This window comes from Pseudomonas sp. B21-019, assembly GCF_024749225.1.
Taxonomy (GTDB): domain Bacteria; phylum Pseudomonadota; class Gammaproteobacteria; order Pseudomonadales; family Pseudomonadaceae; genus Aquipseudomonas.
Genome location: NZ_CP087193.1, coordinates 3,759,124 through 3,783,495, shown reverse-complemented (window position 1 = coordinate 3,783,495; position 24,372 = coordinate 3,759,124). Strand labels below are relative to the sequence as shown.

At 59.2% G+C, this 24,372-nt stretch carries 21 protein-coding genes; 13 read left to right on the top strand and 8 right to left on the bottom strand.

Features of this window, described 5'->3' with window-relative positions; translation table 11 throughout:
- The first annotated feature begins 44 nt into the window (after window positions 1-44).
- Both LOY36_RS16810 and LOY36_RS16805 read left to right on the top strand, forming a co-directional pair.
- Window positions 45-950 carry a LysR family transcriptional regulator gene (locus LOY36_RS16810; RefSeq protein ID WP_258668956.1) on the top strand — a complete coding sequence of 302 codons (906 nt, stop codon included), beginning with the start codon at window positions 45-47 and terminating at the stop codon, window positions 948-950.
- A gap of 128 nt (window positions 951-1,078) precedes the next feature.
- Window positions 1,079-2,029 carry a helix-turn-helix domain-containing GNAT family N-acetyltransferase gene (locus tag LOY36_RS16805; RefSeq protein WP_258674194.1) on the top strand — a complete coding sequence of 317 codons (951 nt, stop codon included), beginning with the start codon at window positions 1,079-1,081 and terminating at the stop codon, window positions 2,027-2,029.
- Here the strand turns inward: LOY36_RS16805 and mug are convergent.
- Together mug and LOY36_RS16795 are read right to left on the bottom strand one after the other, a co-directional pair.
- Complete coding sequence (gene mug / locus LOY36_RS16800; protein WP_258668955.1) at window positions 1,941-2,480, bottom strand: G/U mismatch-specific DNA glycosylase; 540 nt, start codon at window positions 2,478-2,480, stop codon at window positions 1,941-1,943. The genes LOY36_RS16805 and mug overlap by 89 nt on opposite strands.
- 8 nt (window positions 2,481-2,488) lie before the next feature.
- On the bottom strand, window positions 2,489-3,115 hold the full coding sequence (locus tag LOY36_RS16795; protein ID WP_258668953.1) for a TetR/AcrR family transcriptional regulator: 627 nt from the start codon (window positions 3,113-3,115) through the stop codon (window positions 2,489-2,491).
- 260 nt (window positions 3,116-3,375) lie between these two features.
- Here LOY36_RS16795 and LOY36_RS16790 point away from each other — a divergent pair, with 260 nt between their 5' ends.
- The 5 genes from LOY36_RS16790 to LOY36_RS16770 all read left to right on the top strand — a co-directional run bounded on the left by LOY36_RS16790 (window position 3,376) and on the right by LOY36_RS16770 (window position 9,491).
- A complete protein-coding gene (locus LOY36_RS16790) occupies window positions 3,376-4,503 on the top strand; it encodes an HlyD family secretion protein (RefSeq protein ID WP_018930073.1) in 1,128 nt (375 codons plus the stop codon).
- Window positions 4,503-5,987, top strand: coding sequence for a DHA2 family efflux MFS transporter permease subunit (locus LOY36_RS16785; protein WP_258668952.1), 1,485 nt, complete (start codon window positions 4,503-4,505; stop codon window positions 5,985-5,987). The genes LOY36_RS16790 and LOY36_RS16785 overlap by 1 nt, the downstream gene beginning before the upstream one ends.
- Window positions 5,988-6,006: 19 nt before the next feature.
- On the top strand, window positions 6,007-7,497 hold the full coding sequence (locus tag LOY36_RS16780) for an efflux transporter outer membrane subunit (RefSeq protein WP_258668950.1): 1,491 nt from the start codon (window positions 6,007-6,009) through the stop codon (window positions 7,495-7,497).
- 31 nt (window positions 7,498-7,528) lie between these two features.
- Complete coding sequence (locus LOY36_RS16775) at window positions 7,529-8,479, top strand: aldo/keto reductase (RefSeq protein ID WP_258668949.1); 951 nt, start codon at window positions 7,529-7,531, stop codon at window positions 8,477-8,479.
- 67 nt (window positions 8,480-8,546) lie between these two features.
- Entirely contained in the window at window positions 8,547-9,491 is a 945-nt protein-coding gene (locus LOY36_RS16770; RefSeq protein WP_258668948.1) for a LysR family transcriptional regulator, read from the top strand.
- Between the two features lie 52 nt (window positions 9,492-9,543).
- Here the strand turns inward: LOY36_RS16770 and LOY36_RS16765 are convergent, their stop codons facing one another.
- The 3 genes from LOY36_RS16765 to LOY36_RS16755 form a co-directional block, all read right to left on the bottom strand.
- Window positions 9,544-9,816 carry a DUF2790 domain-containing protein gene (locus LOY36_RS16765; protein ID WP_258674193.1) on the bottom strand — a complete coding sequence of 91 codons (273 nt, stop codon included), beginning with the start codon at window positions 9,814-9,816 and terminating at the stop codon, window positions 9,544-9,546.
- A gap of 270 nt (window positions 9,817-10,086) precedes the next feature.
- A complete protein-coding gene (locus tag LOY36_RS16760; RefSeq protein WP_258668947.1) occupies window positions 10,087-11,802 on the bottom strand; it encodes an amidase in 1,716 nt (571 codons plus the stop codon).
- 252 nt (window positions 11,803-12,054) lie between these two features.
- Complete coding sequence (locus tag LOY36_RS16755) at window positions 12,055-12,753, bottom strand: hypothetical protein (protein WP_258668945.1); 699 nt, start codon at window positions 12,751-12,753, stop codon at window positions 12,055-12,057.
- A 298-nt stretch (window positions 12,754-13,051) separates the two neighbouring features.
- Between LOY36_RS16755 and LOY36_RS16750 the strand changes: the two genes are divergently transcribed.
- The 5 genes from LOY36_RS16750 to LOY36_RS16730 all read left to right on the top strand — a co-directional run bounded on the left by LOY36_RS16750 (window position 13,052) and on the right by LOY36_RS16730 (window position 20,200).
- On the top strand, window positions 13,052-14,173 hold the full coding sequence (locus LOY36_RS16750) for an AAA family ATPase (RefSeq protein ID WP_258668942.1): 1,122 nt from the start codon (window positions 13,052-13,054) through the stop codon (window positions 14,171-14,173).
- Window positions 14,170-14,604, top strand: coding sequence for a hypothetical protein (locus LOY36_RS16745; protein WP_258668940.1), 435 nt, complete (start codon window positions 14,170-14,172; stop codon window positions 14,602-14,604). Before LOY36_RS16750 ends, LOY36_RS16745 begins: the two co-directional genes overlap by 4 nt.
- Complete coding sequence (locus LOY36_RS16740) at window positions 14,604-16,436, top strand: hypothetical protein (protein ID WP_258668938.1); 1,833 nt, start codon at window positions 14,604-14,606, stop codon at window positions 16,434-16,436. Before LOY36_RS16745 ends, LOY36_RS16740 begins: the two co-directional genes overlap by 1 nt.
- Window positions 16,429-19,341 carry a bpX6 domain-containing protein gene (locus tag LOY36_RS16735; RefSeq protein WP_258668937.1) on the top strand — a complete coding sequence of 971 codons (2,913 nt, stop codon included), beginning with the start codon at window positions 16,429-16,431 and terminating at the stop codon, window positions 19,339-19,341. The genes LOY36_RS16740 and LOY36_RS16735 overlap by 8 nt, the downstream gene beginning before the upstream one ends.
- Window positions 19,342-19,411: 70 nt before the next feature.
- A complete protein-coding gene (locus LOY36_RS16730) occupies window positions 19,412-20,200 on the top strand; it encodes a nucleotidyltransferase domain-containing protein (protein WP_258668936.1) in 789 nt (262 codons plus the stop codon).
- Window positions 20,201-20,264: 64 nt separating this feature from the next.
- On the opposite strand, the gene LOY36_RS16725 is transcribed toward LOY36_RS16730, so the two are convergent.
- Complete coding sequence (locus LOY36_RS16725; RefSeq protein ID WP_258668935.1) at window positions 20,265-21,101, bottom strand: SDR family oxidoreductase; 837 nt, start codon at window positions 21,099-21,101, stop codon at window positions 20,265-20,267.
- A gap of 80 nt (window positions 21,102-21,181) precedes the next feature.
- On the opposite strand from LOY36_RS16725, the gene LOY36_RS16720 reads away from it, so the two are divergent.
- The gene (locus tag LOY36_RS16720; RefSeq protein ID WP_258668934.1) at window positions 21,182-22,075 is read left to right on the top strand and encodes a LysR family transcriptional regulator; all 894 of its coding nucleotides are present in this window, start codon (window positions 21,182-21,184) and stop codon (window positions 22,073-22,075) included.
- 8 nt (window positions 22,076-22,083) lie between these two features.
- On the opposite strand, the gene LOY36_RS16715 is transcribed toward LOY36_RS16720, so the two are convergent.
- Window positions 22,084-23,253 (bottom strand): carboxymuconolactone decarboxylase family protein, encoded by a 1,170-nt coding sequence (locus tag LOY36_RS16715; RefSeq protein WP_258668932.1) that lies wholly within the window; start codon window positions 23,251-23,253, stop codon window positions 22,084-22,086.
- Between the two features lie 17 nt (window positions 23,254-23,270).
- Window positions 23,271-24,323, bottom strand: coding sequence for an alpha/beta hydrolase (locus LOY36_RS16710; RefSeq protein WP_258668929.1), 1,053 nt, complete (start codon window positions 24,321-24,323; stop codon window positions 23,271-23,273).
- Between the last annotated feature and the right edge of the window lie 49 nt (window positions 24,324-24,372).

The following is a 24,372-nucleotide window of genomic DNA, read 5'->3' as shown; positions in this document are numbered from 1 at the left end:
TAGAAGGAGGAACTGCATACAGCTCATTCCAGAATCGAATGCCCATGGACAGTCTTAAAGCGATGCACTGTTTTGTCCGCGCCATTGAGCTCGGAAGCCTGTCATCTGCCGCGCGTGAGTTAGGCAGCACTCAGCCCACCGTCAGCAAACTGGTTGCTGCCCTGGAAAAGCAATTGGGAGCCCGTCTGCTGATTCGTGGCACCACCGGGTTGACGCCTACCGAACAGGGAAAGCGTTTCTACGAGCGTGCCAAAGGCGTGCTGGAAGAGTACGGCGAGGCCGTTGCGGATGTGCGTGGTCTGACCGAACGCCCCGAAGGTTTTCTGCGCGTCAACGTTCCGGTCAGCCTCGGTGTGTTGCGGTTGAATGCGTTGCTGTTGTCGTTCATGGCGCAGTACCCGGCCATTGAAGTGGAGCTGATCCTCAATGATCGTTTCGTCGATCTCACTGAGGAAAACGTCGACCTGGCCCTGCGCCTGGGGGGCAGCCTGCCGCCGAATGCCGTTGCCCGACGCATAGCGACTTCACCGCGCTATCTGGTGGCCGCACCGGAATACCTGCGCAACCATTCCCCATTGAAAAGCCCGGCGGACTTGAGCGAACACAACTTCCTGCGTTTTGCGTGGTTGACCGCGGGCGACCGTCTGGAGCTCAACGGCCCCCATGGTGAGCAGGTCAGTGTCACGACTCAGGGGCGCTATCGAACCAACAGCTCATTGGCCATTCGCGACGGTCTTCTGCAGGGCGCGGGGCTGTGTATCACGCCGGCCTGGCTGGTCAGCGACCTGCTTGAAAGCGGGCAGTTGATCCGGGTGCTGCCCGACTGGAGCGGCCCACCGAACGACGCTTTTCTGATCTATCCCGAACGCCGCTACCGCCCACTGCGCACGCGTTTATTGATGCAGTATCTGGCCGAACGGGTAGGGCAGTTGCCTGGTTTCATGTCTTGATGGAGCACTCTTGATTTGACGGGTATTTGGTTGTGCTATACAACTAAATACACATTTTGTTCGAGGTGCTCCCCGTGACCCATTCCCAATCAGACCTGATTAACCAAGTCCGCTCGGCGTCGCGTCTCATGGTGCGCGAGTTGGGGTTCATGCAAACCACGCTGGCGGCAACGGACTATTCGCCTTCGTTTGTTCACACGATCGTGGAGATTGGGGATCGTGGTTCGCTGACGGCGGGAGAGCTTGTGGAGCTTCTCGGCCTGGAAAAATCCACCGTGAGCCGGATGGTGCGTAAGCTCATTGAGGCCGGTGAGATCGAAGAAATTCCACACGAGGAGGATGCGCGCTCCAAGAAGCTGCGACTCACGGTGCAGGGCAAGAAAACCCTGCGAGCCATTGATTCGTTCGCCAGGCAACAGGTGGACGCTGCCTTGGTTTATCTGACGAATGAGCAACAACAAGCGGTGAGTGAGGGCATCGCCAACTATGCCGGTGCCCTGCAAGCCCATCGACTCGGTACAGCGCCGCAGCCCCCCGCGCAGCTGGATATCGCTCGGGGCTACCGGCCCGGAATCATCGGCCGCATGGTGCAAATGCATGCCGACTACTACGCACGGCATTCGAATTTCGGCCAGCCGTTCGAAAGCCTGGTTGCATCGGCCATGGCGGAGTTGATGGGGCGTTTGCACAATCCACGCAACGAAGTCTGGGTGGCTCTGGATGGCGAGCGAATTGTCGGTTCCATCGCGATCGACGGTGAAGGCGAGGGCGGCGAAGCGATTCTGCGCTGTTTCATTCTGGATGACTCGGCGCGAGGCAAGGGCGCAGGCAAACGCTTGCTGGCTGAAGCCATGAAATTCTGTGACGAACAGGGCTTTTGCGCGACGCGGTTGTGGACATTCAAAGGCCTGGATGTGGCTCGCAAACTGTATGAAGACTTTGGCTTCAAGTTGGAACAGGAGCAGGAGGGCCAGCAGTGGGGCGCAACGGTTATCGAACAGTGTTTTGTTCGACCTGGCCCGGTTGCTGGGCCGCTAAATGGAGTTGGCGATACGCATCCACCAATTGATCTTGCGTGAATGCGCGATTTCGCCCGCTGGGATTGGGCAGGACCCAGACCGAGGTATCACCAAAAGTTTTTGACTGAAGCCCCCACGCAATTTCCCGTTGACCGGACAACGCGCTGTACGCAGCTTTGCCGAGAAACGCCACAAAGCGTGGCGCATAGCGTGCGATCTTTTGTTCAAAATCCGCGGCGGCAGCGGTGAACTCATGCACGGATAGCTGATCGGCTCGCGCTGTAGGCCGTTCAACCACTGCGGTTAATCCACATTGATATTGCAAGATCATCCGGTCGTTTTCCGGGCGCACCTCTGTAGGCGTAAAACCGGCGAGATGGAGTGTGCGCCAGAAGCGATTGCCTCGACCCGCAAAATGATGGCCCTGGGCGGCGGCAGTCACGCCCGGATTAATGCCACAAAAAATCACCGCAAGCCGTTCGGTGAGAATGTCTTCGAGTCCTTCACCCACCCTACACCTCACACACCACAAATCACGTTGACCGCATTGCGGGCAAGCTCCGTCAATTCCGCGCGGGATTTGCCCGCCCGCGCCCGTATCGAAATGCTATGCAACAGGGATGACGCGAGTACGGCGAGGGCGGCTGGGTCGACATCGTCTTTCAACTCACCGGCGCTGACTGCCGCGCGCAGACGCGTTTCGAGATCGGCATCGAGCCGGCTGAGCCGGTCCGCAAGAACCTCTCGTATTGCAGAATCCTCGACGGCTTCGGTCGTCGCCGTGCCGATCGCAAAGCAGCCACGCGGTTGCCCCTCGCCCGAGAAGTAGATCGACAACTGTCCCTCATAGAAGCCCATTAGCGCCTGCTCCAAAGTCAGGTCTTTGTCCGTAAGCGCTTCCTGCATGGCAGCGGAGGCAGACTCCCAATACTGTTCAAGCGCCTTGATGTAGAGCGCGTGCTTGTCACCGAATGCCGCATAGAGGCTTGGGCGATTCATGCCGGCCGCAGTGGCGATGCTGTCCAGGGAAGCGCCGGAATATCCGGTGTTCCAGAAAACCCCAAGCGCCTGTTGCAGCGCTGTCTGCGGGTCATATGCGCGGGGGCGGCCTCGGCCTTTGCCCTCTGTAATCTTTTTTTGTGCCATGTCGTACAAAATCCTTGTGTGGGGATGGGCTGCTCTATATTCTTACACCATCGCACAAAATTAAGGAACCAGAAGTTCCTGAACGTCAGGTTTGTTGTAGCTGAGCTCGAACTGGGTGTTGCGGCGACGAAACCGGTGCGGCGGAGCGATCCTCCCTGACCGTGCACGGGTTTGCTTTCTCACAGCAATTTTTGCCATCAGGGCCGCAGGCGATTCTCGCAGGTGCTGGCCCGATTTCCCGGTTAAAGGTGTATTCGATCATGACTAAACAGTTCGACATCCCGGCTACGCAGACCTTCGAGCACGCAAGGCCTGACGCGCCCATCAAAAAACCGTTCAAGCAGAAATTTCGGCCCTTGTTGATTGTCGGTTTGCCGGTGCTCTTCGCCGCGCTGGGCTATGCCCGCTATCAAGCAGGCGAGGCGTTCATTTCGACCGATAACGCCTACGCCCGAGTGGCGAAGGCGTCGATCAACGCGCGTATTTCCGGACAAGTCGTCGAAATCGCTGTCGAGGACAACCAACCGGTTCACAAAGGCCAGATGCTGTTTCGGATCGACCCCAAACCGTTTCAGATCGCAGTTGACCGTGCGCAAGCACAGCTGAGCGTGGCGCGGCTGCGCATCGATGGGCTCAAGGCCGGTTACCGGCAGCAGCAGGCTGAACTGCAATCGGCCAAAGAGTCGGCTGATTTCGATCAGCGCGAGTTTGCCCGCAAAAAAGCGCTGGTCGCTACCGAGTTTGTCTCGCGGGCGATTTACGAGCGCGCCGACACCGACCTTAAAGTGGCCCGGCAACGCATCGCCTCGATCGAGCAACAGATCGCCAGCACGGTTGTCGCGTTGAACGGTAATCCAGATATCGAAGCCGATAACCACCCGACGGTTCGTGAGGCGAGGGCGCAACTGGACGAGGCGCAACTCTACCTCTCGTACACGACGGTGTATGCGCCAGACGATGGCATCGTGGCCAAGGTCGACGATTTGCAGGTTGGCAACTATGTCAGCAACGGTGCACCGGCTTTTGCGCTGCTGTCCGATCGGCAGATTTGGGTCGAGGCCAACTTCCGCGAAACGCAGGTGACCCACATGCGTCCAGGCCAGGAAGCAACCATCAGCATCGACACCTATCCCGATCACGTTTTCAAAGCCCACGTGACCAGCATGAGCCCCGGTGCCGGATCGGACTTCGCCTTGCTGCCGCCTGAAAATGCCACCGGCAACTGGGTCAAGGTTGTCCAGCGGGTACCGGTGCGCCTTGAACTCGACGAGGCCGACCCTGCGTTTCCGCTTTTTTCGGGCACCAGCGCCACGGTCAAGGTCGATACCGGGTATCACACGCCGTGGTGGCATCCGCTCAAGGCGCTGTTAACCGCAGGTAACTTCTGATGAACGCCAATTCTATCGGGCCTCAAGGTGCGGGAACATTGAGGTTCGCCGCGCTGCTCGCGACCTATATGCAGTCGGCGAACCTGCCGTTGCCGAATGCGGTACTCAGGTTTATCCAAGGCAGCCTGTCGATGACCGACGACCAGGCAGGCTGGGTATTCACCTCGTACCTCGCGGCGAGCGCAATCACTATGCCGGTAGCGCAGTGGCTGGCCGAGCGTTATGGCTTGAAGCGGGTTTATCAGGCCGCGCTGGCCTTCTTCGTTCTTGGCTTGCTGCTCGCAACGGTTGCGACGACTCCGCTGGAGTTCGTCGGTGCGCGAATTATCCAAGGCCTGGCGAGTGGCGTGCTGGCGCCGCTGTCGATGGCGATTTCAATGGAGACGTTGCCACTGGAGAAGCGTGCGAAATTTGGCGCGACATGGACGGCAATCGTGCTCTTCGGAATCGTCAGCGGCCCGAGCATCGGTGGTTGGGTCAGCGAGCATTTTGGCTGGCGGCCGATCTTCTACATCAGCCTTCCGTTGTCGGCATTCATCTTCCTGGTGATGGCGCTTTTGCTTGCCGAGAAGAAGGCCGAGCAACTTCCGTCGTTCGATTTCTTCGGCTTCGGTAGCTTCACGCTGGCGTTGATCAGCCTGCAAATGTTGCTCGACCGCGGCGAACGCCTGGACTGGTTTACCTCGACCGAAATCTGGCTGGAGGCGGCGGGCTGCGCGTTGGGGGTGTACCTGTTCGCCGTGCATCTGTTGAGCAAGAAGGTGCATTTCCTCAACAAGCGTCTGTTCAAGGACCGCAACTTCGTACTGTCGACGATTATCTTTTTCGCCGTGGGTTTCGTGCTGTTGTCGACCATGGCACTGACGTCGCCGATGCTGGACGAGATCCTCGGCTACCCACCCGATGCGACAGGTTCGCTGACGATACCGCGCGGTGTGGGGCTGGTAGGGGCATTCCTGCTGATGGGTCGTGTTCCCGAGCGTTTCGACCGTCGGTTGTTCGTGGCGATTGGCGTGGCCGTGGTGATTTACGCCAACTGGCTGATGCTCGGTTATTCGCCGTTGATGGACTGGTCGCCGGTGGCGATTGCCGGGGCGATCCAGGGGATTGGCATCGGCATCTTGATGCCGTCGCTCACCAAGATCGCGTTCAGCACACTCGACCCCAAGTTACGCCCGGAAGGCACCGGTTTTTTCAATCTGTCGCGTGTTTACGGAAGCACCTTCGGTGTTGCGATTGTGCAGATTTTCTTCTTCAACAATACGCAAGCGATGCACCTGGCACTGGTCAGCCATCTGACGCCTTATCGCGCCGCTGCGCATGCCGCGCCGATGTCCCTGCAAGCACTGGCGGGGCTCAACGAAATGATCACCGGCCAGGCGGCTTTCATCGCGGTGATCGACCAATTCAAGCTGTTGATGGTGGCGATGCTGGTGGTCAGTCCACTGGTTGTCTTTCTTCGCAAGCCCGTTCCGACCAACTAGTTTTCGTGGAGTTTGCCCAATGAAATCCAATGCGCGCTTCATCAACAGACAGACGTTCAACACCACGTTCGGTGCGGTGTCGGTTCTTGCGTTCCTGACGGCCTGCACCGTCGGCCCCGACTATCAAATGCAGCCACCGAGCCTGTCGCAGCACTACGACCAACAGGCCGAGCAGCGTCTCGGCCAGGGCGGCAACCAGCCTGGCGGGCAACACATCAACCTTGGCCAAAAGGTCAGCGGCGACTGGTGGACGGCCTTCCATTCGCAGAAGCTCGACCAGGTTGTGCGTCGCGCCATCGAGGGCAATCTTGAGCTCGTGGCGGCGGATGCAACGATCCGGCAAGCGGCGTCGTCCGTCGCGGCGGCGGAGGGTGCGCTTTATCCGCAGGTCGATTTTGGCGCCCAGGCGGGGCGTCAGCGGGTACACAACGCTAAAGAGCCTTCGATCTCCAATTTCTACGCGATCGGGTCGCGGGTCGGTTTCGACCTTGATGCGTTTGGCGGCAACAAGCGGCGGGTCGAGCAGCAGCAAGCGTTTACCGATCTTCAGAAGCATCGATACGAAGCGGCGTACCTGACCCTGACGGGGAATGTCGCCAGCCAGGCATTGTTGGTGGCGTCTGCGAACGCGCAGATGGCAGCCGTCGAAAAGCTGCTTGCCAATGACGCCAAGAACCTCGACCTGGTGCGCAGGGCACATGCCAGCGGCGTCACCACGCAGATCGACGTTTCGCTGGCCGAGACCCGGCTCGCCCAGGACCGCACACTGTTGCCGCCCCTCGCTCAGCAGCGTGATGCCGCGCGCCATGCGCTGTCGATTCTCACCGGTAAAGGCCCTGGCGACTGGATCGCGCCGGACTTCGATTTTGCCGAATTCGTATTGCCGGCCAACGTGCCGGTGAGTGTGCCTTCGGAACTGGCACACGGCCGACCGGACGTCCTGCAAGCAGAGGCGGAACTGCACATGGCCAGCGCGGCAGTCGGTGTCGCGACTGCGAACCTCTATCCCCATGTAACGCTGTCCGCCTCGCTGGTACAGGCCGCTTCCGGCAATGGCGGTGCCGCGCTCTGGGGTTTGGCTGCAGGGTTGGCGGGGCCGATCTTCGACGGCGGAACGCTCAAGGCTGAACGTCAGGCTGCCGTCGACGGCTACAAGGCGACGCTCGCCGGCTATCAGCAGACGGTCATTCAGTCGTTCGGCCAGGTCGCGGACTCGTTGCAGGCGATCAACCATGACGCCGAGCAAAACCAGGCGCAGGAAGACGCGTTACGCGCTGCAGAAACCAGTTTTCGGTTGAACCAGCAAGCCTACGCGCAAGGCGAGAACAGCATTCTCCAGGTGCTGGAAGCGGAACGTGCCTACGAGCAAGCGTTGCTGGGGCAAATCCGGGTGAAGACCGCGCAGTATCTCGACACGGTGCAACTGTATGTAGCCCTCGGCGGTAATTCCGTCGGCGCGTTTGAGCAACGGATTGCCAGTCGCGAAGCACAGAACCCTTCGTATCAATAACGGCTACGGCCCCGAGCATTGGAGTCAAGAGATGTCTTACGAAGCTTTTCACGATGCACTTCGCGATACCCGGTTTGCGCTGAACCACGGTTCAGGTGAGATGCCGGCCGTTGGGTTCGGCACGCTGTTCAGTGATCTCAGCGTCACCACACAAGCGGTCAAGGACGCCTTGGAAGCGGGCTTTCGCCATTTCGACTGCGCAGAGCGCTATCGCAATGAGGAGAGTGTCGGCGTTGCGATCAAAGAGGTGCTGGAGGCGGGCAAGATCCGCCGGGAGGACGTGTTCATTACCACTAAACTGTGGAACACCAACCATCGTCCCGAGCGAGTCAAACCTGCCTTCGAGGCCAGCTGCCGCCGCCTCCAAGTGGACTCTATCGACTGCTACCTGATCCATACGCCGTTTGCCTTTCAACCCGGTGAGAATCAGGACTCGAGAGACGAACAGGGTCGCGTCATCTACGACTCCGGCGTGACACTGATCGAGACCTGGAGAGCACTCGAACGCCTGGTGGATGAAGGCCGCTGCAAGTCGATCGGCTTGTCTGATATCACGCTGGAAACGTTAAAAGAGATTGTGGCAGTGGCCCGGATCAAACCTGCCGTGGTGCAGGTCGAGTCCCACCCTTATCTGCCGGAATGGGAACTGCTTGAGTTCTGCAAACAGCATGGAATCGTCCTTCTGGCGTTCGCGCCACTGGGCCATGGCATGGAGCCGAAAGTGTTGGAGGAATCGGTGATTACAGGGATCGCCAAGCGCTTGCAGAAGACTCCGGCTCAAGTGGCATTGGCCTGGTCTGTACAGCGGGGCGTTGCTTTTTTGACCACGTCCGCTACACCAAGTCATATCAAGGAAAACCTGGATATTTCCACCCTGCCGCATAGGGCGATGCTTGAGATCAAGGAAGATATTACGACCAGGGTACGATTCAACTCGGTCGTGGAAACCGGTGTGCCTGGATTTATTCCACGGAAGAAGTGACACACGACGAGGAGGGCGGTCTTCTGTAAGGCCGCCCTCTGTTATCCACGCCCTTGAGGTGAAAACGATGGACGTTTTCCAAACCATGCGGTTTTTCATGGCTGTTGCTCAGAGCGGCAGTTTTACGGCGGCAGCCGAGCTATTGGACACCACGACAACCAACGTCTCCAAAGCCGTTTCCAGTCTGGAGGCCAGGCTTCAAACCCGCCTGATTAACCGCACCACCCGACGCCTGGCGTTGACCGAAGCGGGTGTGCGCTACTTGCAACGATGCGAGAAAATTCTGGATGAGGTACGTGAAGCCGAGGAGGAAGCGGGAACCGCTCACACCCGGCCCGTGGGCAGGCTGAAAATTCACGCCATGTCAGCCATCGGTAATCACTACGTGATCGATGCCATTGCCAAATACAGAGAGACTCATCCCTCGGTCATGTTTGATTTGACGCTGACCAATCGGCTACCTGACTTGCTCGAGGAAGGGTATGACATGTCGATTGTTTTAGCGCGGGATCTGCCCGATTCGGGGTTTGTCGCTCAGCGGCTTGGCATCACTTACAGCATTCTCTGCGCCTCGCCAGCTTATCTGAAGAAACGCGGAATCCCGGACTCTCCGGGTTCTCTTGGTACACATGATTGCTTGAGGATTGTTAATACGGTAATGCCGGTTGAACACTGGGCATTTGAGGGGCCTGAAGGTGCGGAGTCAATCAACGTCCCATTGTCTCCTTTTCATATCAATACGGCTGATGGAATGACTGTCGCGATAACAAACGGGATGGGCATCGGTATTCAGCCGATTGCTTCTGCGGTCAATGGCCTCAGGGCCGGCACGTTAGTGCGCGTGCTGCCGGAGTATCGGCTTGAAGAGTTGAATCTATTTGCAATCTACCCATCACGAAAATTCGTGGATGCGAAGACAAAGACTTGGGTGGAGTTTCTTAAACATCACATCCCGGGCATGTTGGCATCCGATGAAAAAATCGTAGGTTCGGGAAAAAATATCAGTTATTGAGTGGGTTGCACCGCAGGCATGGAGTGTCGACCCTCCATCGTCCGCACGGTACTCAACCGTTTGAACATCCAGTGCCCATCACTTGATATTGCATGACATGCCGTTGATTGTGAGAGTCTTCATAGGTCATTTGCACCGGAACCGGTTTGCACTCGTCCGGAATCTCTGAGAGGTAAATGACTTTCTTAATGTCGAGCTTCGTTTCGTACGTGTAGATCTCAACAGGTGCTTTACTGGTCGCGTTAGTTGAATGGCCATCGTCTGCAAAGGCGTGTGCGCCTATACCGGCAAGTGCCAGAAGCACCGCAATCTTTAAAATTTTCATTTTATTCACCGTATCGTCCTAGGTTGACTCTGCGTCCGAGATGATCGTAAAGGTCATATCGGATTTGCGAGTTGCTACCTCGTGAGCGAGTGGATACTTACTCCATTTGCTCACTGGGTAGAGACGATGTTAGGTGTTTGAACTTCTTTCAAATAGCAGCCGACTGGACAAACACTGTTGCCGGAATTCGCATGAATGGCCCAAAGATCGCAGGCTCCTACAGGGCATGGGTACGGGTGTACTCAACCTCTGCAGGAACCTGCGATCTTTCTATTTTTGGCTACCCGACAAGGGTGGGGTGCGCGGTGGGATCAAGCGTTTCGTCCCCGTCGACTCGAACGCCGAAGCCAGGCGAAGCAGCGTTGAATCGTCATAGGCGCGACCGGCAAATGTCAGCCCGACGGGCATGCCGATATCCGGCATGACACCCATCGGCACCGTGACCGTTGGGACGCCCAGGTGGCGGATGGCGAGATTGCCGTTGGCAACCCATACCCCGTTACTCCACGCGATATCGGCAGACGCCGGATCGACATCGGCATTCGCCGGCCCAACGTCGGCTACCGTCGGGAAAATCACCGCGTCGAGCCCCAGCCGATCCATCCATTCCTCCAGATCGATTCGACGGGTCTGTTCCAGCCCGCGCAATCCATCCGGCAGCGTGTCGATCTGATCCCACGGCGTAATACCGCGTTCGGCCATCCGCACGTACTCGTCCATGCCCGCGGCAAGATCGCCCTCGCGGTTGGGCAGCGTCCCCGGGTCGTGGGGGAAAATCAGCGGCCCGTTCACGTCGATCAGGCGATTGAGTTTTGGATCGCCGTTGGCTCGCAGAAAATCATCGAACGCCCAAGCCGTCAGATCCCACAACTCATGGTGCAGGAACTCTTTGGATACCAGGCCCCGGTTAAACACCGTCGGCGCGCCAGGACGATCGCCCTCGCAATTGGAAACCAGCGGGAAATCGACCTCGAGCACTTCAGCACCGGCCGCTTCGAGTGCCTTGCGCGCCTGCTCCCAGAGCCCGATCACGGAAGGGCGGGTGTTGATGCGCTGGCCCGTCGGCCCACCGATGCCAGGCGCATCGCTGGTGCCCGCGTCGGGATCGGCGTTGATGTACATGCGAGGCACGCCGAAGCGCTTTCCTTTGAGCGCATCGCTTTTCGCGGCCAGCGATCCGTAGGAAGCGGGGCGCACCGAAGCGACACTCGGAATTGGCACCCAAGGTTGCATCCGCCACAGATCACCGCGTGTGTCGGGATCATCGGCCACCACCACATCGAGCACTTCGAGCAAGTCCGCCATTGTCCGGGCAAACGGCACCACCACGTCCATGGTCGGCGTCAACGGCCAGTTGCCGCGCACCGAGATCACCCCGCGCGAAGGCGTATAAGCACACAAGCCATTGTTTGAAGCAGGGCCACGTCCGCTCGACCAGGTTTCTTCTGCCAGGCCAAATGCCGAAAAACTGGCGGCGGTTGCCGTACCGGCGCCGTTCGATGAGCCCGAAGCGAAAGGGGCGGTGAGGTAGTCGGCGTTGTACGGACTCTCCGCACGGCCATACACCCCGCGCTGCATGCCGCCATTGGCCATCGGCGGCATATTGGTCTTGCCCAGGCAGATCGCCCCGGCGGCGCGAAGCCGTTCGATGGTGAACGCATCGCGATGAGCGATCAGGTTAGCGAAGGCGGGACTTCCAGAGGCGGCGGTCAGCCCCTTCACCAGATAACTGTCCTTGGCCGTGTAGGGGATGCCATCGAGCGGCCCCAGCGTCTCGCCCCTGGCCCGACGAGCATCGGACGCCTGCGCTTCGTTGAGCGCATCGGGGTTGCGCACCACCACCGCGTTGAGGGCGGTGGGCGTATCGGCGCCGTCGTAGGCGTCGATCCGGGCGAGATAAGCCTGCACAAGCTCAACCGCCGTGGTCCGGCCGGATTCGAGCGCGGCACGCAGCTCGGCAATGGAAACCTCGGTCACCTCGATCATGCTGTTACCACCGGCCCGGTAAGGACATCACTTCTCTCAAAACGGGTACTCGAATGGCGTTCACCAACACTCGTCACCCCAACTTTTACAACGTGTACGCAGGTCATTATCAGCGCCTCGAATATTGCTCACCGGTGAGAAGGATAACTGAAGTCCGCTTCTTTCATGGAGCCTTGATGCTGTCCTGCGGGGCAGAGTTGATGGTTGAGCGCTTGGGGGCCGATAGCCGATCCGTCTACTTCAATCTGCTGGTCAGGTTGCAAGATAAGCGGCCTGTGAATCATGAAGCGGGCGCGCAATGTTGAGTGCCTGTTTGATTGCCCGTAGTTCCGACCATGTCAGTCGTCTCCTGCCAAATTCGTAGAAGGTGCCACCTGGGTCAATGTGAACCGAGAAAAGCCCGATTATCTCTTCGTTAGCCATCTCGACGATCAATTCCATATGGACTTCGTGCGGGGTACTCGCCGTTAGATAGGTGAACCCTTCAACAACGGCACTCCCACACCAACTCACTTCATCCCACGCCAGGAAAGGTCCTTGTGCACTTCCAATCGTTGACAAATGCCAGGACGTTGCGTCTTCCTGAAGAGCTTGAAGTACCGTCAGAAATCGCTCGCTGGAAAGGATGTCGAGTTCATACTTGCGCTTTCCATAATGAGGATGCGTGGCTTCTACTGGCGGCTCTGACGCTTGAGCCGCGCCGACTACGTTCGCATTCAAGAGGTGGCTTAGTGCAATTTCTGAAGGTTGGTCACTCCAGCCATTCAGGTTGGAAGCGGGAGGGAACCAAATGAGCAGTATGGTGTCGCCGGGCAGTAAACTGTCCGTGTTATCAAAGAACGCGAATGTGTTTTTGCCCACTGTTGGCAAAATGTCTTTCAGGTTGATTACCGGAGCGCTGTAATCAACGCCAAGATCCTCGGACCAGAACAATGGGCAGTAGGTTTTCATCTGTGAAAGCATCTGTTGTTAAGCCCCGTCACTCGACCATTGGATTCTTGGCCATTGGATAATAACGGGTCGCTCTTATTCAGCAATGGCGGGTTTTGGGCCTGAAAGCTGCCGGTCACCAATGGGCACTATCGACCCAAGTCAACCTTCAGAGCAGATCATCGCAGGTGTTGTTTATGCAAACGAAGGACGCCCGCATGGAAAACGCTGAAAAATTGCTGCACCTGTCTCCGGTTGACTTGTGACAGAGTGTTTCAGTCAGGCAACATGCACGGCTCTTGTTCCAGGGAAGATGCCCATGATTGCTGCATTGCAGAGCGCCGCTGCGCAAATTCGCCAGGCCGTTCGTGTCGCCACTGAAGGCTTGGTGGGGCGCGAGCAGTTGGCTGAGCTGATTGTTCTGGCCGCGGTTGCCCAGGAGCACATTTTGGTGATCGGTCCGCCGGGTACAGCCAAAAGTGCGGTGGTGCGGCGAGTTGCACAATCGATGGGGGGGCGCTACTTCGAATACTTGCTGGGTCGTTTTACCGAACCTTCTGAACTGTTCGGCGCGGTAGACCTGAAAAAGTTGCGTGAAGGTACGGTGGAAACCGATGTCAGCGGCATGCTTCCGGAAGCCGATATCGTGTTTCTCGACGAAGTTTTCCTGGGGTCTACGGCAATCCTCAACACGCTGCTGGGGGTGCTTAACGAACGACGCTTCCGTCGAGGTCATACTCAGATCCAGTGCCCGCTGCGGGTCTGCGTCGGGGCGGCCAATGGTCTACCGGACGACGAAGCCCTGGCGGCATTCGGTGATCGATTCCTATTGCACCTGTTTGTCGAGTCGGTGCCGGATAATCAGCTGGAAGCAATGTTGGCGGGGGGATGGCAGTCCGAGCAACGGCCGGTTCAGCAGTTGCTCGGCTTGAGTCAGCTAGACACCCTCGGTCAGGCTTTGAAACAGGTTGACCTTACTCTGGTTCGTCCCTCATTGGCCCAGGCCATTCGCCGTCTGCGGGAGGCCGGTATCCAGTTGTCGGATCGACGCATTGTCAAATCCCAACGGCTGATCGCTGCTGCCGCCTTGCTTGGTGGGCGTCTTGAAGCCAGCGACGCGGATCTGTGGCCGCTGTTGTATGTATTACCGACCAAAGAAACCCAGCAGCATGGCCGCGAGGTGCTGCGTGAAATCTTTGCACAGTCCAGCAACAGCCATTTGTTCAGTGCCGTGGAGGAGGCGACCTTGCAGCCAATGTCGCGGCTCAATCGTCTGCTGGAAACGGCCGAGGAGTACCTGACTCGTACCGAACCGCCAGCCAGCCCCTTACTGGAAGGTCTGCTGCGGGAGATCGACGCCAACTTCAATAGCCAGACCATGCCGGCGCGGTTGCAGGAAGTGCGTGGGCAAATGACCCGTCTGTTGACGCCCACTGTATGAGTGTCTCAGCAAAGGGCTGGGCCTGGCGGCCTCGGCTAGCGCCTGCCGAACCGCAGGCCGCTGTGGCCTGGGGCGATGCCGCCCGGCGCCTGCATGCACGGTTGCTGCTGATACCCGCAGAACAGGGAACGCGCCTGCAAGTCACCGCCAATCGCGACGCGATGGTGGTGTCGGGTGCTGCCAGCGATCTGCCCTGGGTTGACGGTGTGGAATACGCCGCAACGGATGAACGTGCACCAGGGTTATGGCTGCCCACCAGTTGGGAGCCCGATGTACCGACTGATCTGGTGGGGCAGGCGTTGTCGACGGGGTTTTCACGCTCACCATTGTTGCTGTGGCGCGACCCGCCGGCGGTGATTCCCCTTGATCGACAACTTCCAGTGACTGCGCAGCATCTGCAGCGAATCGCTGCCTATTGGGCGGAGCGCTGATGCAGTTGCCCGAATCCCTGCACCCCTGGCGGCAATGGCTGGAATGGTTTGTCCCCGAGCAATTGCCGCTGTTCGCCGACCTGTTGGGCCGTCTCAACCCGATGCTGGGTCCATTACGCGGGCTGCAACAGGGTGGTGTTCCCGAGCCCGATGGCCTGGGCGATCTGCAACGCCATGGCCCCTATGAGCGACTGTTGTCCAGCGAATGGTTGCTGGCCGACGAAGTGCCCGACGAGTTCATGCGCCGGGCGGCGGTGGGCGAGCACATGTTCCTCGCTCCGCAATATCGCGCCCATCAGGCGAACCGCTTGATTGTCGTCTTGCTGGATGCCGGCCCCTTGCAATTGGGCGCAGCTCGCCTGGTTCACCTCGCTTTATTGATGTTGCTTGCGCGGCGCGCCCAGGAGGCCGGGGCCGAGTTGCGCTGGGGCATCCTGCAAAGCGTGCCTCGGCTCCATGAGCTCGACACCTCGGCGCAACTCAAGTGCCTGCTCAACGCCCGCACCTATGAGGTGGTTGGCGAGGAACACTGGCAGGCCTGGCGCGTCTGGCTGGCCGAGCAGCAACCCAATGTCGGGGAGTGCTGGATTGTTGGTCAGCGTTTACCCAAGACTGACAACCAGTCCTGCACTCACCGGGTTCAGGTGCATCGCAGTCTTGACGGGCAGAGCCTGTCCTTTGAGTTGCAGGCCACGACCACCCGCCGTGTATCGCTGCCGATGCCTGACGAGCGTTTGGCCTTGCAGTTGCTTAAAGGCCAGTTTGACGGTGAGGTGGTGGTCGCTCCACCGCTTAAAGGCAGTGTGCCGCGTGTCTCCCTGACCTTGCTGCCAGTGATTGCCAGCGCGGGCACTCATGTCGCGATGAAAATGCTCGACGAGCAAGGCATGGTGGTGATCAAGCTGCCGGCAGCCAATCAGAAAAAGCCGCTGGAGATTCGCCGCCACCTCTGGAAGGCGGGACAGGTTCCACTGACCGTCACTTTCATGCACAGCACGCTTGGCGCGGTGTTGAGCGATCAGTGGCAACTGTCATTCTGGAATATGCCTGGGCTGAAAGCCGTTGATAAGCCAGACCCCAAAGAGTTGAAACTCCCGCCCGGCACGGGCACGTTCCAGCCCGTGGCCTGGTTGCGCAACAGCACGACAGGTCGTCTGTTTCTGCTGGATACCCAAGGTCACCTGGCATTTTGGGCGGTGGAAACCGGTAGGTCTCCCGCACGACCGAAGACCGGGCAAACCCACCGCTTGACGGACGGGGTGGTGGGTCTGGCCAAGGTCACCAAGGAAAGGGTGGCTTATGTGCGCAATGATGGCGGTCGGTTGTATGCCCATTCGGTCGACGCCTACGGAACCGTATCGCCCGCCCATGTGATTGGCGTCGCCGAAGGTGTAAGCCAGGTGCTGTTTGCCGCCAGTTCACGGTGGCGCGGTTCTTTCGGTGGCTGTGCGTTGCTCTCTGTCGAGAATGGCCGCGAGACCTGGCGGGTCATCTCGGCCACTGATTGCCCGGTGCAGATGGAACGAATTGATCTGGCCGGAGGCTGGAAGGGCCTGGGTTTACTGCTGCAAGAGGGTGATGATCACTATTGCCTGGTATTGCTCAGTCCCAATCAGCAATCTATCGCCCTGTATTGCGACGGGGAACAGGAGGTATTGTTTACGACGTCCCATGCCATGACTAAGGTCAGCTTCTGCCCCCTCAGTGGTCTGGTCGCGGCCTTGACCAGCGCCCGAGAGTTGCTGGTGTACTCGGTTCCTCTGCGCACCCAGCGCCTGCAAGTGTTTTGTAATGAGATACCGGAAAAACTCAAGGAAGGCGCCAATGCTTGAACATGCCGCAGCATTGATTCGCCGTCCGGTGCTGACCGGCCATCAGCAGATTGAAGGGTTGTGGTTTACATGCGAGCGCTATAACGAGGGCGAGCGCGCACGATTGATCCTCAACCAGTGGCAAACCGGCGCCAGCGTCTACCGTTTCGCCGACGGCGACTTGCTGCGCTTTCGCCAGCCAGTATCGGTTCAGTGCGAAGCGCTGCTCGGGTGGCCGCTGATCCGTCAGGGCCGTGCCTTGTGCTCCGCGCTGCTGGCCCCGCAGGAGATGCGCAGCTTGCCCGCAGCCGATGTCTGGCTGGTACGTGGCAGCCATGTCAGCGCCTTGCAACTGCGCGATGCCACGCCGCTTTCACCGGGGCAGTGGATCGACGTCAGCGGTTACACCTTGTTGGACACCTATGACTGTCACAGCACACTGCCGGAGCCGGTGCTTGAACCTCTGGCTGTGTCATCCGATGTTCGGGAGATCCTTGGCGGTAAGCTGCGGCCGGTCAGCCCTGAGCGGGAAGGGGTGATGCAGGCGCTGCTGGAACGCCAGCGCAATGCGCCAAAAACCATACCCCGTCAAACCAGCACTCCAAAGGACAGTGGCTGGAAGAATACTGAAGACTCATCAATGCCGTGGTTCAAACTCGGCGTCAGCGTTGTATTGTTGGCGGCTGTGTTCTGGATGGGCTCCCACGACAGAAAACAAGGTGTGCACACGCAGCCTCCGAGTCCGGAAACGGCTGTGTCGTTTGATGTCAACACTGTGCTACTGGGGACGTTGATCAGCGCGGTGCTGATTACGATGTTATTGATGGGCGTACGCAACGTCTTGCCTGGCGCAACGTCTGGGCAACGTGCGGCACCACGAACTCCGGCCCAGCCGCCGCTCGCACCGCGTGCCACACCGGTCAAACACAAGCCTGCCGCCTGGCGTCGCTGGTTGACGCGTCTGACCCTCCATTCACGCCTGTCCGCGCTGTATGGCAAGCATCAGGCCGCGTACATGCGTCGCATGTTGGAGATGTTCGAGAGCGGTGACCTGGAAGAAGCCCTGCGCCACGCCATTCCGCTGGGCAGCGAGCAAAGCAGCGGTGAACAGGCGTTCGGTACACCACAACGGCGTCAGGAACTGACGATCAATCAGCACTTGGGACCCAGTCGCTCGATAATGTTCGAGGAAGGTCTGGAAGCCCGACTCAAGCAAATCTACCGACAGACGTTCGAACGCCTGGACCGCGAGGGCCGTATCGAAGAGGCGGTGTTTGTTCTGGCCGAATTGCTCAAGGTGCGCCAGGAATCCCTCGATTATCTGGAAAAACACGGCCGTCACCAGCAAGCAGCTGACCTTGCCCTGGCGTGGGACATGCCCGCAGCGATGATCGTGCGTCTGCTGTGCCTGGCAGACAACTGGCAGCGTGCGTTGCTGGTGGCCCGTCGTGACAATGCCTTTGGTGACGCGGTGGTGATGCTTCAGGAGAAGTGGCCAGAGAGCGCCGACCGTTTGCGTCTGGAATGGGCCGAAGCCTTGACCGGCAAGGGGCTCTGGCTGCAAGCCGTGGATGTGATCTGGAGCCTGCCTGCCGAGCGCGAGCGGGCCGCGCAATGGTTGCTCAATGCCGAAGCCGCCGGCGGACGTCTGGCCATCGGTGCGCTGGTCAAACGGGCGATTTTATTGCCCGATACCCTGGTGGCCTACGGGACTTGGGTCGAGCAGCTACGGGACGACCCCCAGCGCTTCATAGAGCGCGCCGCCTTGGCCGAAGCATTGTTGCAGCACAAGACGCAGGCCGGTGCATTGGCTTGGCTCACCCGCGCCACGGTACACGCCATCATTGCCGATCAGGCCTGTGGCCACGGGCGGTTGACCCAGAATCAGCTGCAAGCGCTGGTCAAAATGAGCAAGGACAAACTGCTGCAAGCCGACCTGCCGAGCCAGTCGCTGGTGCGTCCCGCCGTGCGGTCCCTTGACGACGTCGTCACGACTCTTGAATGGTCGGCGCCAGCGATGGGCAGTCGGGCCATTTTCGATGCGGTGCCGCTGGAAGATGCACGGTACTTGCTGGCCCTGGGTGAGGCTGGGGCAGTGGTCATCGACGCAACTGGCAAGACGCTCTTTCATTTCCCGGTGCCTGCGCAGTCGATCGTCCTGGCCCATAGCCGGCAGATGGCGCTGGTTCTGTCCCGACGCGACGACGTGTGGCGAATCAGCAAACTGGACCTGGTCAACCGCACCGCGACGGATCTGGGCGTGCTGATGCTGGATGTGTTCGCCAAGTCATTCGATGGTACGGCGTGGACTATCGGCCGCGGGCATCAGTTGCGAGTGGTTGACGTTGACCGCGGGTTTGAAACTCTGTGGCATGTCAGTGATTTGCCCGGTCGGATTCTGAGTTTGAAGGACGATTCGCAAGGTGAGTACCTATGGTTGTCTGACCCTCAGCATGGCAGCCAGCTTTGGCACTATCGCCTGCCTGATCGCCGGCTGGTCAGTCGTGAGCCGACGCCGGCGAGGATTCACGAGGATGGCTTCCAGCTGTTCAGCGCATCCAGCGAGGTCGCTGAATTCCGGATCAAGCCCGAGAGAGAGGACGACCCCATTCTTGTGCTGGAGCAGAGCGGCAATCGCAAGGGCTACCGTTTGTTCGACTGTGTTGAAGGGTTGGCCTATGAGGATCCGGTACGTCTGTTTCTGTGCGACCACTGGCTGTTGATTGGCTATGTCGTCTCCGACCAGGACACCCGCTGGCAATTCATCTACCGCAGCAGTGACCGCCTCTGCGCTGCGCTGCAATGGCCGCTGCACGATGTGCAAGCACGATGCCTGGGCGCCGACTGGTTGCTGTTCGACCACCAGGGCAGGCTGAGCCACATCAATGTCGATGATGCTTGCCAGTGCAACATGTCCCTCAACTGACCCGTCACTGGACAGTCCACCCCCGTATGAGTAGCGTGCAATCCAAATATCATCTGGTTAGAGATAGTTCATGGTTTCTATGGCTGTTCAGGAAGAGGTTCGAGGTCGTCTTCGCCGTGCTGAGGACGAGCATGAAGCGAAAGTGCTTTTAGCCGTTGAATCAGGTAGTCGCGCTTGGGGATTTGCCTCTCCCAATAGTGACTACGACGCACGATTCATTTATGTAAATAAACCTGAGTGGTATCTCTCGGTCGGCCTTGAGGAACAGCGCGACGTCATTGAGTATCCGATCATTGACGACATGGACATCAATGGTTGGGATCTGCGCAAGGCACTGAGGCTATTCTGGAAGTCCAATCCAGGCTTTGTGGAGTGGATACAGTCCACCATCATTTACGAGCACTCAGGATCTTTTCACGAGCGGGTCAAGGAGTTACTGCCGCAGGTGTACTCGGTCGAGAGTGGCATCTACCATTATCGCAGCATGGCCAAAACCAACTACAGGGGGTATTTGCAGGCCTCCCAAGTACCGCTGAAAAAGTATTTTTACGTACTGCGTCCCTTGTTATCGGTGCGGTGGCTGGAGCAGTTTGAGACGCCAGCTCCCATCGAGTTTGACAAACTACGTGGCGTCATCGAAGGAGAGCCCGAACTCCAGCAAGCCATCGATGACTTGCTCGCGATCAAACGCGCGTCTCCAGAGATGGGGCTATCGCCCCAGATCATACCCATCCAGCAATTCATTGAGCGTGAGCTGTATCGACTTGAAACCATCAAGCCGACCCGTAGCGAGCGCAAAGAGGTAGAGCCGTTACTTTCCGAACTGTTTCGTTCTGTGCTGAAAGAAACGTGGGGATGAGTCGGACAGCCCGGGCACCAGAATCAGGTTTCGGACGGGGGAGCGGCCCAGTGCTTCACCCCTGTCACTCGGGAGCCAAATCGCCGTACCAGTAAGCCGCCGTGACGCCGCCATCCATCAGAAAATCGCTGCCGGTAATGAACGTGCCCTCAGGCCCCATCAGCAGCGCGCCCACGGCACCCACCTCATCCGGTGTGCCGCCGCGTCCTGCCGCGCTCAGTTCGATCATGCGTCGGTAGCCCTCACCGCGTGGGCCGCTCAATTCGTCCCGCGCCAGAGGTGTAAAGATGATGCCGGGGCTGATCGTATTGACCCGCGCGCCGCGTTTACCCCAGCGCACCGCTTCAGCCATGACTCGCAACGAGTTGCCACGCTTGGAGATCTGGTAGGCGTTCAACGGATCGGTGACTTGATCGGCTTGCAGCATTGGAAGCGCGAGCAAGTCGTCCGCCGGGGTGGTTGCCAGCGCTTTGTTTTGTTCGGCGCTCAACGCGGGTAAGCGGTGGCCGGATTGTGAGGCGATCACGATCGCGGAGCCGCCTTCGGCGATGACGTTGCCGAACTCCTCAAGCACGACTGCCGTGCCATATAAATCAACTCGCAAAATGGTGGCCGCCGGCGCTTGAGAGGGTGAAACCCCCGCGGCGTGGATGACACCGGTGATATCGCCAATGGCCGTCGCGGTCTGCACCAGCGCCTGCACCGATTCACGAGAAGAGACGTCTACGATGGCTGTGGTGACTTCGAACCCTGCCTCAAACAAGACCTTTGCCGCCGCGTCGGCGTTCTCCTGCCGCAGATCCGCCAGCACAACGTGCTTACCGGCACTGACTCTACGGGCAATGGCCTGACCGATTGAGCCGGCACCAATAACGACAGTCACCTTCGTAAGATTTTTCATGGGTCTATCTCTCATCAGGTTGAAATGGACTAAACCGGTTGATGGCATAATCGTCGCGGGTTCATAACCAGGGCGTATAAATGACCACTGAAAGCTACGACCAACTCGCGATCTTCGCGGCCGTGGCACAGGAGCGCAGCTTTACCCGCGCTGCAGCCAGGCTCGGCATGTCGCAGCCCGCGTTGAGCCGGGCCATGCGTCAGCTGGAGGAACGACTGGGCGTCAGGTTGCTTGCGCGCACCACTCGAAGCGTTTCCCCCACGGAAGCGGGTGAACATCTGCTGCAGGTAATCGCTCCCAGGTTCGAAGAAATCAACAGCGAGTTGGCACTGCTCAGCGAGTTCCGCGACAAGCCGGCAGGCAAACTGCGTATCACGGCCGGCGAGCATTCCGCGATCACGATCCTGCAACCGGTGCTCGCGAAGCTGCTGCCCGACAATCCCGATCTCAACATTGAGATCATTGTGGACTACGGCCTGACCGACATCGTGGCGGAAGGCTTCGATGCCGGTGTCCGCCTGGGTGAGCAGGTCGCCAAGGACATGATCGCGGTGCGCATCGGCCCCGACATGCGGATGGCGGTTGTCGGCTCCCCGGAGTATTTCTCCCGTCACCCGAGGCCAAAAGTCCCGAGCGATCTGATGCAGCACAACTGCATCAACCTGCGCATGCCGACTTACGGCGGCATCTTCTCCTGGGAGTTCGAGAAGAAGGGGCAAGCACTGAAAGTGCGCGTCGAGGGTCAACTGGTGTTCAACAACATCGCCATGCGCCTGGATGCCGCTCTCAAGGGGCTGGGGCTGGCCTACATGCCGGAAGACCTGGTGCAGACACATGTCGCGCAGGGGCGGTTGATTCGCGTACTGGCGGACTGGTGCGAACCGTTTTCGGGGTACCACCTCTACTATCCAAGCCGTCGCCAGAGTTCTCCCGCCTTTACGTTGTTGCGAGATGCCCTGCGCTACGCGGGTTGATTCCTGACTCATGGCTGTCCGGCGGTTCTAGCCAACGCCTCGCGGGCACGCTGGGCGGCATCGGCATCGCCGTGATCGGCCAGCACCTGGATCAGCTGACGCAATTGCGCAGCGCTCAGGCCGACCCTCATGCTGGCGGCCATGTGCGAGCGCAGTTGCGGCTCCGCGCCGGGCGTGGCGGCCAGTGCTCCGACGGTGGCCAGCTCGCGACTTTGCCAGTCCAGGTTATCGCGCTCGAAAATGTCGCCGAACAAATGCGCCTGCAGGTACTGGTTGATAACGGGGGCGAAGTCGAACAGCGGGCCCTGGACGGGCGCGCCCGCAATGCGCGTCTGGTTAGCCTTGCCCACCGCCAGCAATTCATCGCCGCTGGGAATCACCCCAGCGGGCTCGTGTCCCGGGGCATCGTGGATGCCGCGTTGTTTGCGTTCCTCCAGCACCTTCATCAGCTCGCCGATGGCGTTGAGGCTGCGCGGAAAGCCGACGTAGGCATAGAGTTGCACCAGGATTTCCTTCGCCTCGTTGACGGTCAGGCCCGCGTCAAGCCCTTGGTTCAAGGCGGCATTGAGTCTGGGCATGTTGCTCGTGGCCATGAACGCCGCAATCAACGGGATGGACTGCTGCCTGGCGGACAGCACCTCGGAAACGGGTAGTTCGGCGGACATTGCTTGCGGCTTCACCGGACTTTGCGCATTGGATGGGTCATCGGTGACTTTCTCCAGCCATTGCACGCTTTTACCATCCACCACGCCGGTTACGGCCAAATGGGTCATGGCGCTCGTCGGTGCAGCACCATGCCAATGCTTGACGCCCGGAGGGCAGACGATCACGTCGCCCGGATGGATTTCCTGTACGGGCTTGCCCCATTCCTGTGTCAGCCCCACGCCGGAAACCACTACCAATCGCTGTCCTGCGGGATGGGTGTGCCAGGCCGAGCGCGCGCCCGGCTCGAAGGTGACATAGGCGCCGGATGCATTGATTTCGCCGCTGGCGGGAAACAACGGATCGACGCGCACCCGCCCGGAGAAGTAATCCGCCGGTCCCGTTGCCGAAGCCTGTGTGCCGGCGCGGATGATCTGCTGGGCGGCCAAGGATTCGCCGGCAGTGTCCGGTTGGCTGGCCGCGCTGGCGAAGGGCGTCGCGGCGCACACTGCGATCCCGAAAAGGGTTTTGTTCATGATGACGGGTCCTCAGGTCAGAGTGTTCTGGCGTAAAACGCAGTCAACTTGCCCATTGCCGCGTCCACATACGCGGGCACCCAATAGGTTTCGATGTGGGTTGCGCCATCGATCTTGAACAACGCCTTGTCCTTCGTGCCGGTAGCCTTGGCGAACGCATCCTCGGTCATGTACAGGCTGTCAGCCTTGCTGCCGGCGATCATCAGCAGCGGCTGCCGGATCAGTTCAATCTGGTCGGTGGCGTCGAAGCGCATCAAGTCCAGCAAGCTGCTCATGGTGTACTTGAAGGTCGAGTTGGGATGCGCATGCGTCTTCCAGTAATACTCGTAACCCTGGCGATACAGATCGAACGGCAATTTGGCGATCTGCTCATCCGTCAGGTTGGCATCCCCGGCATAGAGAATTTCCCCGCCAGCCGCTTCCTGGGCTCGGGCAGCGGAAGCCTGCTCCAGACGTTGCTGGACAGTGTCCAGTTGCGAATCGTTGTAGCCATTGCGACGAACCCGTCCGGAGTTGAACATGCTCACCGTTGCAATCGACTTGAATCGCTTGTCGGTTTTCGCCGCGGCCAGCGAGTAGCCGCCACCACCGCAGATGCCGAGCAAGCCCAGATGCGCACTGTCGACGCCTGGATAGCGGGCGATGAAGTCCGCCATGCCATGGATGTCCTCGATGCGGTAGGCGGGTTTGTCGACGTTGCGCGGCTGACCGCCACTGGCCCCTTGATACGCCGCATCCGCAGCGATCGTGATGTAACCCTGTTCCGCCAATCGCTGGGCATACAGACCGGCGACCTGTTCCTTCACCCCGCCATTGGGATGCGCCACGACGACAGCGTGGTATTTTTTCCCCGAGTCATAGTTCGCGGGGGTGTAAACGTTGGCGGCAATGTCCAGGCCGTTGAGCGTGTACGTGACCGGGTGAATGTTGACCTTGCCCGGTTCGTTCTTGGTAATCGCGCCGCCGTAGGTCAACGTGAAAGGATTCTGCTTGTAGTCCGCGGCCTCAACCTCGGCTGCCGAAATCCCGACCATGGCGGCGAGGAGGGTGGCCTTTATCGTTGTTCGCATCGTATGAGTACTCCTGCTGTTTCCTGTTTCTGAAGGGCACGGCAGCCAT